This is a genomic window from Curtobacterium sp. GD1, assembly GCF_020882855.1.
Classification (GTDB): domain Bacteria; phylum Actinomycetota; class Actinomycetes; order Actinomycetales; family Microbacteriaceae; genus Curtobacterium.
This window is the reverse complement of the sequence record NZ_JAFEVQ010000013.1, coordinates 1-14942: the sequence shown is the minus strand read 5'-3', so window position 1 is coordinate 14942 and position 14942 is coordinate 1. Positions and strand designations below refer to the sequence as shown.

At 70.8% G+C, this 14942-nt stretch carries 11 protein-coding genes; all 11 read left to right on the top strand.

Annotated elements, in window-relative coordinates; translation table 11 throughout:
* Positions 1-18 precede the first annotated feature (18 nt).
* Positions 19-2766 carry a glycoside hydrolase family 2 protein gene (locus tag JSX79_RS08950; protein WP_229085870.1) on the top strand — a complete coding sequence of 916 codons (2748 nt, stop codon included), beginning with the start codon at positions 19-21 and terminating at the stop codon, positions 2764-2766.
* 107 nt (positions 2767-2873) lie between these two features.
* Positions 2874-4361 (top strand): sugar transferase, encoded by a 1488-nt coding sequence (locus JSX79_RS08945; RefSeq protein ID WP_229085869.1) that lies wholly within the window; start codon positions 2874-2876, stop codon positions 4359-4361.
* A gap of 206 nt (positions 4362-4567) precedes the next feature.
* Positions 4568-4843, top strand: a complete 276-nt coding sequence (gene tatA, locus JSX79_RS08940) for a twin-arginine translocase TatA/TatE family subunit (RefSeq protein WP_306577014.1) — start codon at positions 4568-4570, stop codon at positions 4841-4843.
* Positions 4844-4973: 130 nt separating this feature from the next.
* Positions 4974-6392 (top strand): MFS transporter, encoded by a 1419-nt coding sequence (locus JSX79_RS08935; RefSeq protein ID WP_071294415.1) that lies wholly within the window; start codon positions 4974-4976, stop codon positions 6390-6392.
* A 48-nt stretch (positions 6393-6440) separates the two neighbouring features.
* Positions 6441-8609: an ATP-dependent Clp protease ATP-binding subunit gene (locus tag JSX79_RS08930; protein WP_083403134.1), complete on the top strand. Its 2169-nt coding sequence runs from the start codon at positions 6441-6443 to the stop codon at positions 8607-8609.
* A gap of 146 nt (positions 8610-8755) precedes the next feature.
* Entirely contained in the window at positions 8756-9310 is a 555-nt protein-coding gene (locus tag JSX79_RS08925) for a DUF2231 domain-containing protein (protein WP_229085868.1), read from the top strand.
* A gap of 199 nt (positions 9311-9509) precedes the next feature.
* The gene (locus JSX79_RS08920) at positions 9510-10835 is read left to right on the top strand and encodes a sugar ABC transporter substrate-binding protein (protein ID WP_229085867.1); all 1326 of its coding nucleotides are present in this window, start codon (positions 9510-9512) and stop codon (positions 10833-10835) included.
* Between the two features lie 3 nt (positions 10836-10838).
* On the top strand, positions 10839-11849 hold the full coding sequence (locus tag JSX79_RS08915) for a carbohydrate ABC transporter permease (RefSeq protein WP_083295087.1): 1011 nt from the start codon (positions 10839-10841) through the stop codon (positions 11847-11849).
* Entirely contained in the window at positions 11846-12784 is a 939-nt protein-coding gene (locus JSX79_RS08910; protein WP_229085866.1) for a carbohydrate ABC transporter permease, read from the top strand. Before JSX79_RS08915 ends, JSX79_RS08910 begins: the two co-directional genes overlap by 4 nt.
* 323 nt (positions 12785-13107) lie before the next feature.
* Complete coding sequence (locus JSX79_RS08905) at positions 13108-13896, top strand: DeoR/GlpR family DNA-binding transcription regulator (protein ID WP_070417069.1); 789 nt, start codon at positions 13108-13110, stop codon at positions 13894-13896.
* Between the two features lie 29 nt (positions 13897-13925).
* On the top strand, positions 13926-14942 hold a 1017-nt coding region (locus JSX79_RS08900), incomplete at its 3' end, for a hexose kinase (protein ID WP_229085920.1).

The following is a 14942-nucleotide window of genomic DNA, read 5'->3' as shown; positions in this document are numbered from 1 at the left end:
CCGAAGAGAAGGACCCGCATGACCCTCGAACGCGAGGAACTCCGCGACGGCTGGACCGTGACCATGGCGGGTGAGGCGCCGCCAGCAGGCGCGCCGGCCGACGTCGTGGGCCGGACCATCGGCGCCACCGTGCCGGGGCAGGTCCACACCGACCTCGAGCGCGAGGGGCTGCTGGCGGACCCCACGTTCGACCGGAACGAGGACGGCGCCAAGTGGGTCGGCCGGGCCGACTGGTCCTACCAGCGCACCGTCGACGTCGACCCGCGGGGCTTCGAGCGCGTGGACCTCGTGTGCGACGGGCTCGACACCGTCGCCGAACTCAGCCTCGACGGCGTCGTGGTGGGGACGACGCGGAACATGCACCGCCGCTACCGCTTCGACGCTCGAGACAGCACCGGCGGCGTCGGCCGCGGGGAGAAGACGCTCGAGCTCCTGTTCGAGTCGCCCTACCGCGAGGCCGGACGCGTCGCGGCGAAGGCCGGCAGCATGCCCGGGCCCTACGACGAACCGTTCCCGTACATCCGCAAGATGGCCTCGAACTTCGGGTGGGACTGGGGGCTGACGGCGGTCACGAGCGGCCCGTGGCGACCGGTCGCGATCGAGCGCTGGTCCACAGCCAGGCTGCGCGACGTCCGGCCCCTGGTCGACGTCGAGGCGGGCGAGGGCGTGCTGGACGCGCACATCACCGTCGAGCGCTCCGGGCTGAACGACCTCGACCAGGACGGCGAGGACGACGACCTCGTGCTCGTCGTGACGGTCAGCGGAGCAACGGCCGAGGGTGGCACCACCCGCCAGCGCTCCCGCGCACAGCTGACCCCGCGCGACGACGAGACCGTGGTCACCGTGCGGGTGCCGGAGGTCCAGCGGTGGTGGCCGCGTGGCTACGGCGCGCAGGACCTGTACGACGTCGTGGTCGAGCTGCAGACGGTCGACGGCGAGGTCCTCGACCGCTCGACGTTCCGCACCGGTTTCCGCTCGACGCGCATCGAGACGACGTCCGACAGCATCGGCAAGCCGTTCAACGTCCACGTCAACGGCACGCTCATCGACGTCCGCGGCGTGAACTGGATCCCGGACGACGTCATCGTCTCGCGGGTGTCGCGCGACCGGGTCGAGGACCGTCTGCGCGCGGCAGCGGACCTCAACGTCAACCTCGTGCGGGTCTGGGGCGGCGGGGTCTACGAGTCGAACGACTTCTACGAGGTCTGCGACGAGCTCGGACTGCTCGTCTGGCAGGACTTCCCGTTCGCCTGCTCGGCCTACCCCGAGGGCGAGCCGATCCGCAGCGAGGTCATCGCCGAGGCCCGGGACAACGTCGCCCGGCTCGCACGGCACCCCTCGCTCGTGCTCTGGAACGGCAACAACGAGAACATCTGGCTGCACGAGGTCGACGGCTGGGAGGCCTCGCTCGAGGGCCGCGGCTGGGGTCTGGACTACTACCTCGACCTCCTGCCGACGATCGTCGACGCGGTCGACCCCTCGCGCTTCTACACGGTCGCCTCGCCGTGGTCGGGCTCCGAGTCGCTCCCCGCGAACGACGTCGACCACGAGACGCACCACTCGTGGGACGTCTGGAACCGGCTCCCGGACACCGCCTACCGCGACTCGGTGCCGCGGTTCGTCTCGGAGTTCGGCTGGCAGGCACCGCCCGCGTGGCGCACGCTGCGCGACGCGGTGCGGGACTCGCCGCTCGCGGTGGACTCGCCCGGGGTCGTCCACCACCAGAAGGCCGCGGACGGCATGGGGAAGCTCGCGCGGGGCCTCGAGCCGCGGTTCGGCTCCGTGGCGCCGGCCGAGTTCGACCGGTGGCTCTACCTCACGCAGCTGCAGCAGGCGCGCGCCATCGCGACGGGCGTCGAGCACTGGCGGACGCACTGGCCGCGGAACACCGGCGTCGTCGTGTGGCAGCTGAACGACCTCTGGCCGGTCTCGTCGTGGTCGGCGATCGACTCGGCCGGGCGGCTGAAGCCGCTGGCCCACGAGCTGCGGCGGCTCTACGACGACGTGCTGCTGACGATCCGTCCGGTGTCCTCGGTCGCGGCTGCGGTCGCGTCCGGTCCGGCGGGCGGGTCCGCTCCGGCTGCTGCGTCCGGTCCGGCGGGCGCGTCCGGTTCTGCGGGCGAGCCGTCGGGGCAGCCAGGAGGCGCGGATCGCCCGACCACGTCGGCCTCCGTCGGTGAGACGGCCGATCTGGGCGACCTGGCGGACACGCTTTCCCTCGGGGTGTCGCCCGGGTCGTTCGGCAACGCGCCCATCGAGGTCGCCGTCCGCTCGACCCGCACGGGGCACGACAGCGTCGTCCGCGTGCGGCGGGTCACCCTCGCGGGGACGGTCCTCGCCGAGGTGTCGCTCCCCGTCCGGCTCTCCGCCGCCGGTGTCGCCGTGGTGGCACTGCCGGAGTCGGTCGGCGTGGTGGACGACCCGACGAACGAGCTCGTCGTCGCGGACATGGACTGGCGACGGGCGGTGTGGACCCCGGGACCCGACAAGGACATGCGCTGGGAGCCGGCACGCTACCGGACCGCCTTCGCCGCGGCTCCCGACGGCGACGGCCTCGACCTCGTCGTCGAGGCGGAGGGCCTCGTGCGAGACCTCCTCTTCCAGCCAGACCGGGTCGCACCCGGGGGCACGGTCGACCGCGGGTTCATGACCCTGCTGCCGGGGGAGCGGGTCGCCTACCGACTGCGCGGCGTGACCGAGGCGGACATCCCGGCGCTCACTGCGGCTCCCGTGGCGTGGACCCTCGCGGACGTGCTCGACCATTGATATGCAGAACTCCAGCGTGATATTCTGATCGGAGTGCCGTTCCGTCCTCCCGGATGACGGCGGCACCCGGTCGGTCCCCCGGCCGGTGGCCGACTGGAGGGCTCCCGATGTCACTCGCGATGCGACCGCTGAGCGCGGTGTCCCGTTCCGTCGAGGTCGTCGCGCGTCCGACCCGCAGCCGGACCCGCCGCAGCCGTGCGACGGGCTTCGGCCTGGCCGGGCTCGACCTGGGGTTGTTGCTCGTCGCGTTCGCCGTCGCCCACGTGGTCCGGTTCCCCGGTGAGCTCCCCGCGGGTTCGAGCGCTGCCGGGTGGACCGAGTTCGTGGTCGCCCCCGTGATGATCGTGGCCTGGATGGTCCTGCTCACGGTGTCCCGCAGCCGAGACCCGCGCATCGTCGGCGTCGGCGGCGACGAGTTCCGGCGACTCATCACCGCGAGCCTCGTCACCGTCGCGACGGTGGCCGGGGTCGCGTACGCCGTCCAGGTCGACCTCGCCCGCGGCTACGTCGCCATCGCGTTCCCGCTCGGGCTGCTCCTCCTCGCGATCGGTCGGAAGGCCGTCCGGACCGTGCTCGCTCGACGTCGCTGCCGGGGCGAGGGGCTGCAGGACGTCCTGCTCGTCGGCGACCTCGACGACGTGACCTACGTCGGACGGCGCATCGCGGCCACCCCCGCGGCGGGGTACCGCGTCCGGGCAGTCATCTCCGACTGTGTCCGGGCCGGGTCCCGGGTGCCCCTCGGTGACACGAGCGTCCCGGTGATCGACGGGGTCGACGCCGTCCTCGACCGGGCCCAGAGCGAACCGGTGGCCGCCGTGGTGGTCGCCGGCGCGATCCGGGGCGGGCACGAGCGACTCCGGCGGCTCGGATGGCAACTGGAAGCGCACGGCGTCGAACTCGTGGTGTCCTCGCCGCTGGCGGACATCGCCGCCGGTCGGGTGCACGAACGACCCGTCGACGGCCTGCCGCTCATGCACGTCGAGACGCCCGACTACCGGCGGCGGATCGGCAAGCGGACGCTCGACGTCGTCGGCGCCGGCATCGGTCTGCTGCTCCTCGCGCCGGTGTTCGCCGTCATCGCCCTGGTCATCCGCGCGGACGACCGTGGCCCCGTGTTCTTCCGCCAGACCCGCGTGGGGCGCGACGGGCGGGAGTTCCCGATCCTCAAGTTCCGGACGATGTGCGTCGACGCCGAAGCCCGGATGGCCGCGCTCGAGCAGGTGAACGAGGGGGCGGGGCCGCTCTTCAAGATGAAGCACGATCCGCGCATCACCCGGGTCGGTGTGTTCCTGCGTCGGACGTCCCTCGACGAGCTGCCGCAGCTGTGGAACGTCCTGACCGGTTCGATGAGCCTGGTGGGCCCCCGACCCGCCCTCCCGCGCGAGGTCGCCCTGTACGAGGACTTCGCCGACCGCCGGCTGCTCGTGACCCCGGGCATCACCGGGCTCTGGCAGGTGAGCGGCCGCTCGGACCTCGACTGGGCCGACGGTGTCCGGCTCGACCTGCACTACGTCGAGAACTGGTCCTTCGTCCACGACGTCGTCATCCTCGCCCGGACCATCCCATCCGTGCTGCGCTCCCGAGGCGCCTACTGACCCGGTCGCGCCTGACCCGCGACCGGCACGCGCACCCCCGGGCTGCAACGGCAGTCCGGGGGTGCTGCCTGTGCGAACGGTGTCCGTTCGGGTGCCCGGCCTGGGTTTCCCGACCGGTGCGAGTTACGATGGGTGCACGACGGACTTCCGCCGCACGCGTCGACGGTGACTCGGAGACGGCGACCAGATCCAGATACCAAGGAGTCATGATGCTCGGAAACCTCGGTGGCGTACACCTGCTGATCATCCTCGGGATCGTCATCCTGCTGTTCGGTGCGACCAAGCTCCCGGCACTCGCCAAGGGCCTCGGGCAGTCGATCAACATCTTCAAGAAGGAGATGGGCGACGACGAGAAGAAGGCCAAGGGCACCGACCCCGGCGTGCAGACCACGACCGTGACGAACACCGCGGCCGAGCCGGCTCCGCAGCCGGTCGTCAACCCCGGCCCGTCGGTCCAGCCGAACTCAGACTCCAGGAACTAGGACCCCAGCCCCGTCCTGTCGGCAGCCCCCGCGACCCCATCGGTCGCGGGGGCTTCGTCGTGTCCGGCGAGTTGTCCACAGGTCCTCCCAGGGGCAGGCGGGACCGCGCGCGGTGGCGGAGGATGGGCACATGACGACCCCAGCCCCGGCGGCCACGGCCCCGCTCCGCGACGACCGCCGTGTCGTGCTCGTCGTCGCGATCCTGTCGTCCTTCGTCGTGGGACTCGACTCGAGCGTCGTGAACGTGGCGCTCCCTGCCATCCGCGACGAACTCGGCGGGGGACTGGTCGTGCAGCAGTGGACGGTGGACGCGTACCTCGTGACGCTCGGTTCGCTCATCCTCGTGGCCGGCAGTCTGTCCGACCTGTTCGGCCGCGTCCGCATCATCACGTGGGGCCTCGTGGTCTTCGGGATCGCCTCGATCGTGTGTGCGATCGCCCCCACGGGCGAGGTCCTCATCGTCGCCCGGGCGCTGCAGGGCGTCGGTGGTGCGCTCGTGACCCCGAGTGCCCTCGCGCTCATCGTGGCGGCGTTCCGCGGTGCGGCCCAGGCGAAGGCGATCGGCACGTGGACGGCATGGTCGAGCGCGGCGACGATCCTCGGTCCGGTCGTCGGCGGCCTCGTCGTGGACGGCATCGGCTGGCGGTGGATCTTCGTGCTGACGGCCGTGCCGATCGCGGTGACGATCCCGCTCGTGTCACGGATCTCGGCGGACGTCCGGGTGGGGCCGCGGGCGCACGTGGACGTGGTCGGCGCGGTGCTGGCGGTCGTGGGCGTCGGTGGTGTCGTGCTCGGGTTGATCGAGCAGGAGCGCCTCGGGTGGGGCGCGCCGGTCGTCCTCGCTGCGCTGGTGCTCGGCGGGGCCGCGCTCGTGGCGTTCGTGCCGTGGGAGCTCCGCGTCACCCGCAGGCACGGTGCACCCCTGGTCCCGCTCGAGCTCTTCCGTGCGCGGAACTTCACCGTCGGCAACCTCGCGACGCTGTCGATCTACGGGGCCCTCGGGATGGTGTTCTTCGTCGTGACGCTGTTCCTGCAAGAGGTCTGGCGGTTCCCGGCCTGGCTCGCCGGCCTCGCGACGCTGCCCCCGACCGTGATGCTCCTGCTCCTCTCCACCACGGTCGGGTCGCTGGCCGGCCGCTGGGGTCCGCGGTGGTTCATGGCCGCCGGTCCCGCGATCGCCGCGGTCGGGGCGCTCCTGCTGCTCTTCGCCGGTGACGAGCCGATCGGGTACTGGTGGTCGGTGCTCCCCGGTCTGGTGCTCGTCGGAGCGGGGATCGCGTTGATGGTGACGCCGCTGACGAGTGCGGTCCTCGGGTCGGTCCCGCAGTCCGAGGCGGGTGCAGGCTCGGCCGTCAACAACGCGATCGCGCGGATCGCCGGGCTCGTCATGGTCGCGCTCGCCGGGATCGTCCTCGGCGGTGCCGTGAGCGTCGAGGGACTGCACCGCGCGATGGTCGTGATGGCGCTGCTGCTCCTCGCCGGCGCACTCGTGAGTGCCGTCGGCATCCGGAACCCGCGGCGGGAATCTCCCGCTGCGAACGCAAGTTGAGTGGAGTAGACTCAACTACAGGACCACCGCAACGAAAGGACGGAACGCATGGCGAACCTCCAGGGCGCTCCTGACTCGCAAGAGCGACAGAAGACCGCCCTCGAGCAGTACGGCGTCGACCTCACGGCGATCGCCCGCAACGGCAAGCTCGACCCGGTGATCGGGCGGGACGCCGAGATCCGGCGCGTCTCCCAGGTGCTGACGCGTCGCACCAAGAACAACCCCGTGCTCATCGGGGAACCCGGCGTCGGCAAGACGGCCGTCGTCGAAGGACTCGCCCAGCGGATCGTCGCGGGTGACGTCGCCGACTCCCTCAAGGACAAGCGGCTCGTGTCGCTCGACATGTCCGCCCTCATCGCCGGCGCGAAGTACCGTGGCGAGTTCGAGGAGCGGCTCAAGGCCGTGCTCAAGGAGATCAACGACTCCGACGGGCAGGTCATCACGTTCATCGACGAGCTGCACACGCTCATGGGCGCCGGTGGGGGCGAAGGCTCCGTGGCCGCGTCGAACATGCTCAAGCCGATGCTCGCGCGCGGCGAACTCCGGCTCATCGGCGCGACGACGCTCGACGAGTACCGCGAGTACATCGAGAAGGACGCGGCCCTCGAACGGCGCTTCCAGCAGGTCTTCGTGGGGGAACCCAGCGTCGAGGACACCGTGGCGATCCTCCGCGGCCTCAAGGAGCGCTACGAGGCGCACCACAAGGTCACGATCAACGACTCCGCGCTCGTGGCCGCGTCGAGCCTGTCGAACCGGTACATCTCCGGGCGGCAGCTGCCCGACAAGGCGATCGACCTCATCGACGAGGCAGCGAGCCGGCTCCGGATGGAGATCGACTCCAGCCCGGTCGAGATCGACGAGCTCAAGCGCACGGTGGACCGGTTGCGCGTCGAGGAGTTCGCGCTGAAGCAGGAGAAGGACGACGCGTCGAAGGCCCGGCTGGAGACGCTGCGGGCCGAGCTCGCGAGCCGCGAGACCCTGCTCGGCGAGCTGGAGCAGCGGTGGCAGGCCGAACGCGCCAGTCTCAACCGCATCGGTGAACTCAAGCAGCAGCTCGACGACCTCAACATGCGCTCCCAGCGGGCACAGCGCGAGGCCGACTACGAACTCGTGTCGCGCATCGAGTACAGCGAGAAGCCCCGGATCGAGGCCGAGCTCGCCGCCGCCGAACAAGCTGAGCAGGCCGACCGGATGGTGAACGACAGCGTCACCGACGAGGACATCGCCGCCGTCATCGCGCAGTGGACGGGCATCCCCCTCGGGCGCCTGCTGCAGGGCGAGACCGAGAAGCTCCTGCACCTCGAGAACGAACTCGGCCGACGGATCATCGGGCAGCGCTCTGCCGTCTCGACCGTGTCGGAAGCGGTCCGTCGCACCCGCGCGGGCATCTCCGACCCGGACCGTCCGACGGGCTCGTTCCTGTTCCTCGGCCCCACCGGCGTCGGCAAGACCGAGCTGGCCAAGGCGCTCGCCGAGTTCCTGTTCGACGACGAGAAGGCACTCGTCCGGATCGACATGAGCGAGTACGGCGAGAAGCACTCGGTCGCGCGGCTCATCGGCGCCCCGCCCGGGTACGTCGGCTACGAGGCGGGCGGGCAGCTCACCGAGACCGTCCGGCGTCGCCCGTACTCCGTGGTGCTGCTCGACGAGATCGAGAAGGCCCACCCCGAGGTCTTCGACGTGCTCCTGCAGGTCCTCGACGACGGCCGCCTGACCGACGGTCAGGGCCGGACGGTGGACTTCCGGAACACGATCCTCATCCTGACGTCGAACCTCGGGTCGCAGTTCATGACCGACCAGTCGATCACCGACGTGCAGCGCGAGGAGGCTGTCCGCGAGCTCGTCCAGCAGGCCTTCCGGCCCGAGTTCATCAACCGTCTCGACGACATCGTGGTGTTCCAGGCGCTCACGCAAGAGGACCTCGGCCAGATCGTGTCGCTCTACGTCGACCGGCTCGCACGCCGGCTGACCGACCGCCGACTGGAGCTGGCCGTCACCCCGGACGCCCGGGCCTGGCTCGCCGAGCGCGGGTACGACCCGGTGTACGGAGCGCGTCCGCTCCGCCGGCTCATGCAGCGGCAGATCGACGACCGGTTGGCGCGGGCGATCCTCGCCGGTGACGTGCGTGACGGGGACACCGTCCGCGTCGACGTCGCAGCAGGCGGCGACGAGCTGACGGTGGAGCCGTTCGAACTCGCGGAGATCGTCGAGGAGTAGGCGGCGCACTGAACGTGACGACCTGGAGGTGCGGTGCCGGTTCCTGGGACCGGTACCGCCTCGCTCGCGGGCTCGCTCGGCGAGACCGGAGCACAGCGCTGGCGCGCTGTGAACGCTCCGGTCTCGCCCGGCCTACGGTCCAGGGCATGCCTGAGATCCGAGCGTTCCGTCTCCTCACCGACGCCGTCGAGCACGCGAGCGTGCTCGACAAGGCCGTCGACATCGATCGTTCCGTGGTGAACGCCCTCGCGAAGCCGAAGGCACTGCGCCAGCTGCTCCACGGCGTGCCGTTCGGGCACCCGCTGCACCCGCTCATGGTGCAGGTGCCGCTGGGTGCGTGGATCTCGGCGGCGGTGCTCGACCTGATCGGCGGGAAGGGGAACGCGCGGGCGGCGAAGACCCTCGTCGGTGTGGGGCTCGTGTCGTCGGGCAGCGCCTCGGTGGCCGGTTACGTCGACTGGTCGGAGCTCGATCGTGAGCAACTCCGCACCGGTTGGGTGCACCAGGCCGTGAACTGGGTGGGCATCTCGCTGTACGGGCTGTCGTGGATGCAACGGAAGTCCGGGAACCACGGGGCAGGCAAGCTCCTCGGGTTCGCGGGGCTCGCGGTCGTCGGCGTCGGCGGGTACCTCGGTGGGCACCTTGCCTACCGGCAGCGTGCGGGTGTGAGCCAGCACGGCGAGGTGCCGTTCGACGCCTGAGCGTGGGTGCTGATCATGCCTGGTCATGACCAGTTCGTCAAGCGCCGTCAATCATCCGTTCCACATCCGTGATCCCCCGGAAACATGCGGATCGCGATTGTCCACAGCCTGCCGATTCGTGGTTGACATCCCCGCGTGATGGGTCTTTACTCACCATTACGCAACGTCCTTTCATAAAGGTCGGACCAAGGGAGTCAACGTGACACGCACGCGTTTCGCCGCACTCGGTGCGCTCGCCCTCGCAGGCGCGCTCGCCCTCACCGGGTGTTCCGCCGGAAGCAACGGAGCTTCCGACGGCGGCACGAAGTCCATCGGCACACCCGATGGCAAGGGCAAGACCCTCACCGTCTGGATCATGAACGGCGACCTCAGCCCGAAGATCCTCGACGTCGCCGAGAAGCAGTTCACCAAGGCCACCGGCGCCAAGGTGAAGCTGCAGCTCCAGCAGTGGGACGGCATCACCACGAAGCTCACCACGGCCCTCGCGCAGAAGGACGCGCCGGACGTGGTCGACCTCGGCAACACGCAGGTGCCGGTGTACGCGGCGACGGGTGGCCTGATGGACCTCTCGCCGTCTAAGGACGAGCTGGCCGACGGGCAGACGTGGCTCTCCGGGCTCGAGGGCCCGGCGACCGTGGACGGCAAGCTGTACGGCGCCCCGCTCTTCGCCGGCAACCGCGCGGTGATCTACAACAAGAAGATGTGGGCCGACGCCGGGGTGACCGACGTCCCGAAGTCGTACGACGAGCTCACGGCCGACCTCGACAAGGTCAAGGCGAAGAACCCGCAGGCGGACTTCTCGGCGTTCTACATGCCGGGGCAGTACTGGTACGGCGGGCTGCAGTGGGTGTGGGACGCCGGTGGGCAGATCGCCACCGAGAAGGACGGCAAGTGGAAGGGCGCGATCGACTCCGCCGACGCTGTGAAGGGCCTCACCGCGTGGAAGGACTTCCAGAACTCGTACTCGGCGAAGTCCACGCAGGACATCAACACCGACAAGCCGGCCGAGTCCGACGTCTTCGCGCAGGGCAACACCTCGGCGATCCTCGGGTCCGCGTGGGAGATCGGTTCGATCACCACGGCGAAGCCCGAGCTCAAGGACCAGATCGGCACCTTCGCGATGCCGTCGAGCACCGCGGGCAAGACGCAGCCGGTGTTCCTCGGTGGCTCCGACCTCGGCATCCCGTCGAAGTCCGCCAACCAGGACCTCGCGCTGTACTACACGAAGATCCTCACCTCGAAGAAGTTCCAGCAGGACCAGGTGTTCGGGGTCGACGGCTGGGAGCCGAACTCCACGCAGCTGCTCGACGCGGTCGCCGGTGACGTGGACGAGCTCCACAAGCCGTACTTCGAGGCCGCTTCCACCAGCCGTCCGACGCCGGCGACCCCGGGCTGGGCGACGATCGAGGGCGACTCGACGTTCCAGACGATGTTCGCGGACGTCGCCACGGGTCGGAAGACGCCGAAGCAGGCAGCCGAGGGCTTCTCGGAGCACCTCACGACCGCGCTCAACGCGCAGCAGTAGTCGATGACCTCCACTGCGGAGCGGGTCCCCGGTTCGGCGCAGGCCGAGCCGGGGACCCGGCGTGGGTCGACGGGGCGTCGCGGTCCCACCGGCCCGGGCGGTCGCGCAGGACGTCGATCGCTCACCTCGTCCCGAGCGCCGCTGGTCCTGCTCGCACCGGCTGCGCTGCTGCTCCTCGCGCTCGTCGTCTACCCGCTCGTCCGCCTGGTGGTCATCTCCTTCCAGGACTACGGGCTGCGGGCGATCTTCACCGGGCAGGCCGGTTTCGCCGGCTTCACGAACTACACGAACGTCCTCACCGACGCCAGCTTCTGGCCGGTCATGCTGCGCACCGTGCTCGTCACGGGCGCGATGGTGATCGGGACCATCGGCATCGGCATGGCGGTGTCCCAGCTGCTGACCCGGCTCGGTGTCGTCATGCGCACGGTCGTGAGCGTCGTGCTCGTGCTGGCGTGGGCGATGCCGAACGTCGCGTCGAGCCTGGTCTGGCAGTGGCTCTTCCAGCCCTTCTACGGCGTGCTCAACTGGCTCATCACCCAGCTCGGGGTGTTCGGCGACCACACGCAGGACAACTGGGCGTCGAGTCCCGGGCAGGCGCTGACGATCGTGCTCTCGCTCGTGATCTGGCAGGCGGTGCCGTTCGTCGCCCTGACGCTCTACGCCGCGCAGTCCCAGATCGCGCCCGAGTACTACGAGGCGGGGGCGCTCGACGGGGCGTCCGCGTGGGCGATGTACCGCTCGATCACCCTGCCGGCGCTCGTGCCGACGCTGCTGCTCGTGACGATCCTCTCGGTGATCTGGGACTTCAACGTCTTCAACCAGATCTGGCTGCTCACCAAGGGCGGGCCCGAGGACACCACGCTCACCCTCGGCATCTGGACGTTCGTGAAGTCCTTCGTGTCGAACGCGTACGGGCAGGGCGCGGCGATCGCGGTCATCTCGACGCTGATCCTCGGGGCGCTCACCAGCTACTACATCCGCCGGCTGGTCCGGAGCGGGGAGGAAGACCTGTGACGACGACGACCACGCCCGGTGTCACCGGGGCGACCGCTTCCGAGGCGCAACCCGACGTGACGGGGGCGGGGCGCGCCTCCAGGCCTGGTCCGATCGCGCCGGTGCGCGCGCGCCGACGCAAGCCGCGGGTCGTGGCGAACACGATCGCGGTGGTCTTCTGCCTGGTCTGGGTGTTCCCGATCTACTGGATGGTGAACACGGCGTTCAAGCCGTCGGACGAAGTGACGACCCTCACGCCGATCTGGCTGCCGCTGCGGCCGACGCTCGAGAACTTCACGCGGGCGCTGACGCAGGACGGGTTCCTCGTGTACCTGCGGAACTCCGCGATCGTGGTCGTGGCGGCCGTGCTGCTGTCGATCGTCGTCGGGTTCCTGGCGTCGGCGGCGCTGTCGCGCTTCCGGTTCCGTGGCCGGCGGGCGATCCTCGTGGCGATCCTCTTCGTGCAGATGATCCCGTCGGGTGCTCTGCTCATCCCGCTGTTCCTGTCGTTCCAGTCGCTCGGGCTGCTCAACAGCTACATCGGGCTGATCCTCGCGTACGTCGCGAGCGTGCTGCCGTTCTCGATCTGGGTCATGCGCGGGTTCTTCGTCGCGGTGCCGGTCGAGATCGAGGAAGCCGCGAAGGTCGACGGTGCGGGGACGTTCCGGATCCTGTGGAGCGTGCTGTTCCCGCTGGTGATGCCGGGGGTCATCGCCACGAGTGTGTTCGCGTTCATCGCTGCGTGGAACGACTACCTGACGGCGTACGTGATGCTCAAGGACCAGGGGATGTACACGCTGCCGGTGTGGCTCGCGGGGTTCTCGACGAACAAGGGGACGGACTTCGGCGGGCTCATGGCGGCGAGTGTGCTGTTCTCGATCCCGGTGGTGGTGTTCTTCCTCATCGTGCAGCGGCGGCTCGTGAGCGGGATGACCGCGGGGGCCGTCAAGGGCTGACGCGCTCGACGTCCGGGACGACCGCGCCCCGACCTGCCTCGGCGGGTTGGGGCGTCGTCGTGTCCAGGGTGTGTGTCGGGCGCGCGGGGATGGGGGCGGCGCCGAGGTCGCACGACCTGCCGTCTGCGTTCCGCCGAGGTCGCACGATGTGCCGTTCGGGGGGCGTGCGGGCGGCAGTTCGTGCGACCTCGGCCGTGGGCGCGCCCGGGCGGGCCGCGGGCGGGCCGACCTGCGGCCGTGTTGGTTCCGGCACGGAACGGTTGCGTTTGTGTGGCATCGGGACGTACTCTTCTCGAAACCCACGGGAACGAAGGAGTTCGGGCATGTACGCAACCGAGCGGCACGACGCGATCGCAGCAGCGTTGCAGGACGCCGGCCGCGTGTCCGTGGCCGACCTCGCCGAGCACTTCGACGTCACGACCGAGACCGTCCGGCGTGACCTCGACGCCCTCGAGTCCGCCGGCCTCCTGCGCCGCGTGCACGGGGGAGCGGTCCCGGTCGGACGATCGAGCGTCGTCGAACTCTCCGTCGCCGAGCGCGAGGGGCAGCACAACTCCGCCAAGTCCGCCATCGCCCGGGCCGCGATGCGTCTGGTCCCGCCGACCTTCACCGGCTCGATCGCCCTCGACGCCGGCACCACCTGCGCCGCGGTCGCCGCCGAGCTCGCCCGGTGGGAGCCCGCGACGGCCGGGGCGACCCTCACGGTCATCACGAACTCGGTGCCGATCGCCGCGACCCTGCAGCACAGCGAGCACGTCGAGCTGCACCTGCTCGGCGGCCGTGTCCGCGGGGTGACGAGCGCCGCCGTCGGGACGGCCACGGTCGAGCAGATCGGCGCGCTGCGTCCGGACATCGCCTTCGTCGGGACGAACGGCCTGTCCGCGGGCTTCGGCCTGAGCACACCGGACGAGTACGAGGCGGCGGTGAAGGGGGCGTACGTCCTCGCGGCCCGGCGCAGCGTGGTGCTCGCGGACGCGGCGAAGCACGGGGTCGAGGCGCTCATGCGGTTCGCCCGGCTCGACGAGATCGACACGATCGTCACCGACCAGGAGCCGCCGGCCGACCTCGCCGGAGCGCTCGCCGAAGCCGACGTCGAGGTGGTCGTCGCATGACCACGAACACGAACACGACACGCAGCGCCATGAGCACCCGCATCGTCACGGTCACCCCGAACCCGAGCCTCGACCGCACGATCGAGCTCGCCGGCGAACTCCAGCGCGGCGCCGTCCAGCGCGCCACCCGCTCCACGGCCGAGCCCGGCGGCAAGGGCGTCAACGTCTCCCGGGTCGTCGTCGCGAGCGGCGGCGACACCGTGGCGGTGCTGCCCGGCGACGAGCTCGACCCGGTGCTGCTCGGCCTCGCGACGCGCGGGATCCCGACCGCGGCACTCCCGATCGGTGCACCGCTCCGCTCGAACGTCACGGTGACCGAGCCGACCGGCACGACCACGAAGCTCAACGAGCCCGGTCCATCGCTCGCGGGTCGCCTCGAGGACCTCGCGGCACTCGTCGCCGACACCGCCGGTGCCACCGCGACCGGACCCGTCGCACGCTGGGTGGTCCTCGCCGGCTCCCTGCCCCCTGGGCTCCCGGACGACGCCCTCGCGGTCCTCGTCCGAGCCGTCCGGCAGCGCCACGGCGACGACGTCCGGATCGCGGTCGACTCCTCGGGCGTCCCCTTCACCGCGCTGCTGCAGTCGGGCGAGCGGATCGACCTCGTGAAGCCGAACGCCGAGGAGCTCGCCGAGGTCGTCGGCGGCGACCCGGACGAGTTCGAGCGGGACGTCGACGCGGCAGCGATCGCGGCGCAGCGCCTCCGTGACAAGAACGTCGGCACCGTGCTCCTCACGCTCGGCAGCGCCGGAGCCGTCCTCGTGACGGAGGACGGGAGCTACGCGGCCGCAGCACCCCGGATCGTGGCGCGCTCGACCGTCGGCGCGGGGGACTCCTCCCTCGCCGGCTACCTGCTCGCCGAGGTCGCCGGGCAGTCGCCCGAGCAGCGCCTCGCCCAGGCCGTCGCCACCGGAGCGGCAGCCGCCGCCCTCCCCGGCAGCGACGTCCCCGCCCTCGACCACACCGACCCGTCGGGCATCGAGGTCCGAGCGCTCGAGGTGGCGCCGAGGTCCTCGTCGAGACCGACGAGCTGGACGCTGATGAGG

What these genes read in the sequence shown, in the direction of transcription:
- JSX79_RS08930 (WP_083403134.1), top strand. Translation starts at nt 6,441, where the DNA reads ATGGCGAACCTCCAGGGCGCTCCTGACTCGCAAGAGCGACAGAAGACC.
- JSX79_RS08915 (WP_083295087.1), top strand. Translation starts at nt 10,839, where the DNA reads ATGACCTCCACTGCGGAGCGGGTCCCCGGTTCGGCGCAGGCCGAGCCG.
- JSX79_RS08950 (WP_229085870.1), top strand. Translation starts at nt 19, where the DNA reads ATGACCCTCGAACGCGAGGAACTCCGCGACGGCTGGACCGTGACCATG.
- JSX79_RS08925 (WP_229085868.1), top strand. Translation starts at nt 8,756, where the DNA reads ATGCCTGAGATCCGAGCGTTCCGTCTCCTCACCGACGCCGTCGAGCAC.
- JSX79_RS08905 (WP_070417069.1), top strand. Translation starts at nt 13,108, where the DNA reads ATGTACGCAACCGAGCGGCACGACGCGATCGCAGCAGCGTTGCAGGAC.
- JSX79_RS08945 (WP_229085869.1), top strand. Translation starts at nt 2,874, where the DNA reads ATGTCACTCGCGATGCGACCGCTGAGCGCGGTGTCCCGTTCCGTCGAG.
- tatA (WP_306577014.1), top strand. Translation starts at nt 4,568, where the DNA reads ATGATGCTCGGAAACCTCGGTGGCGTACACCTGCTGATCATCCTCGGG.
- JSX79_RS08935 (WP_071294415.1), top strand. Translation starts at nt 4,974, where the DNA reads ATGACGACCCCAGCCCCGGCGGCCACGGCCCCGCTCCGCGACGACCGC.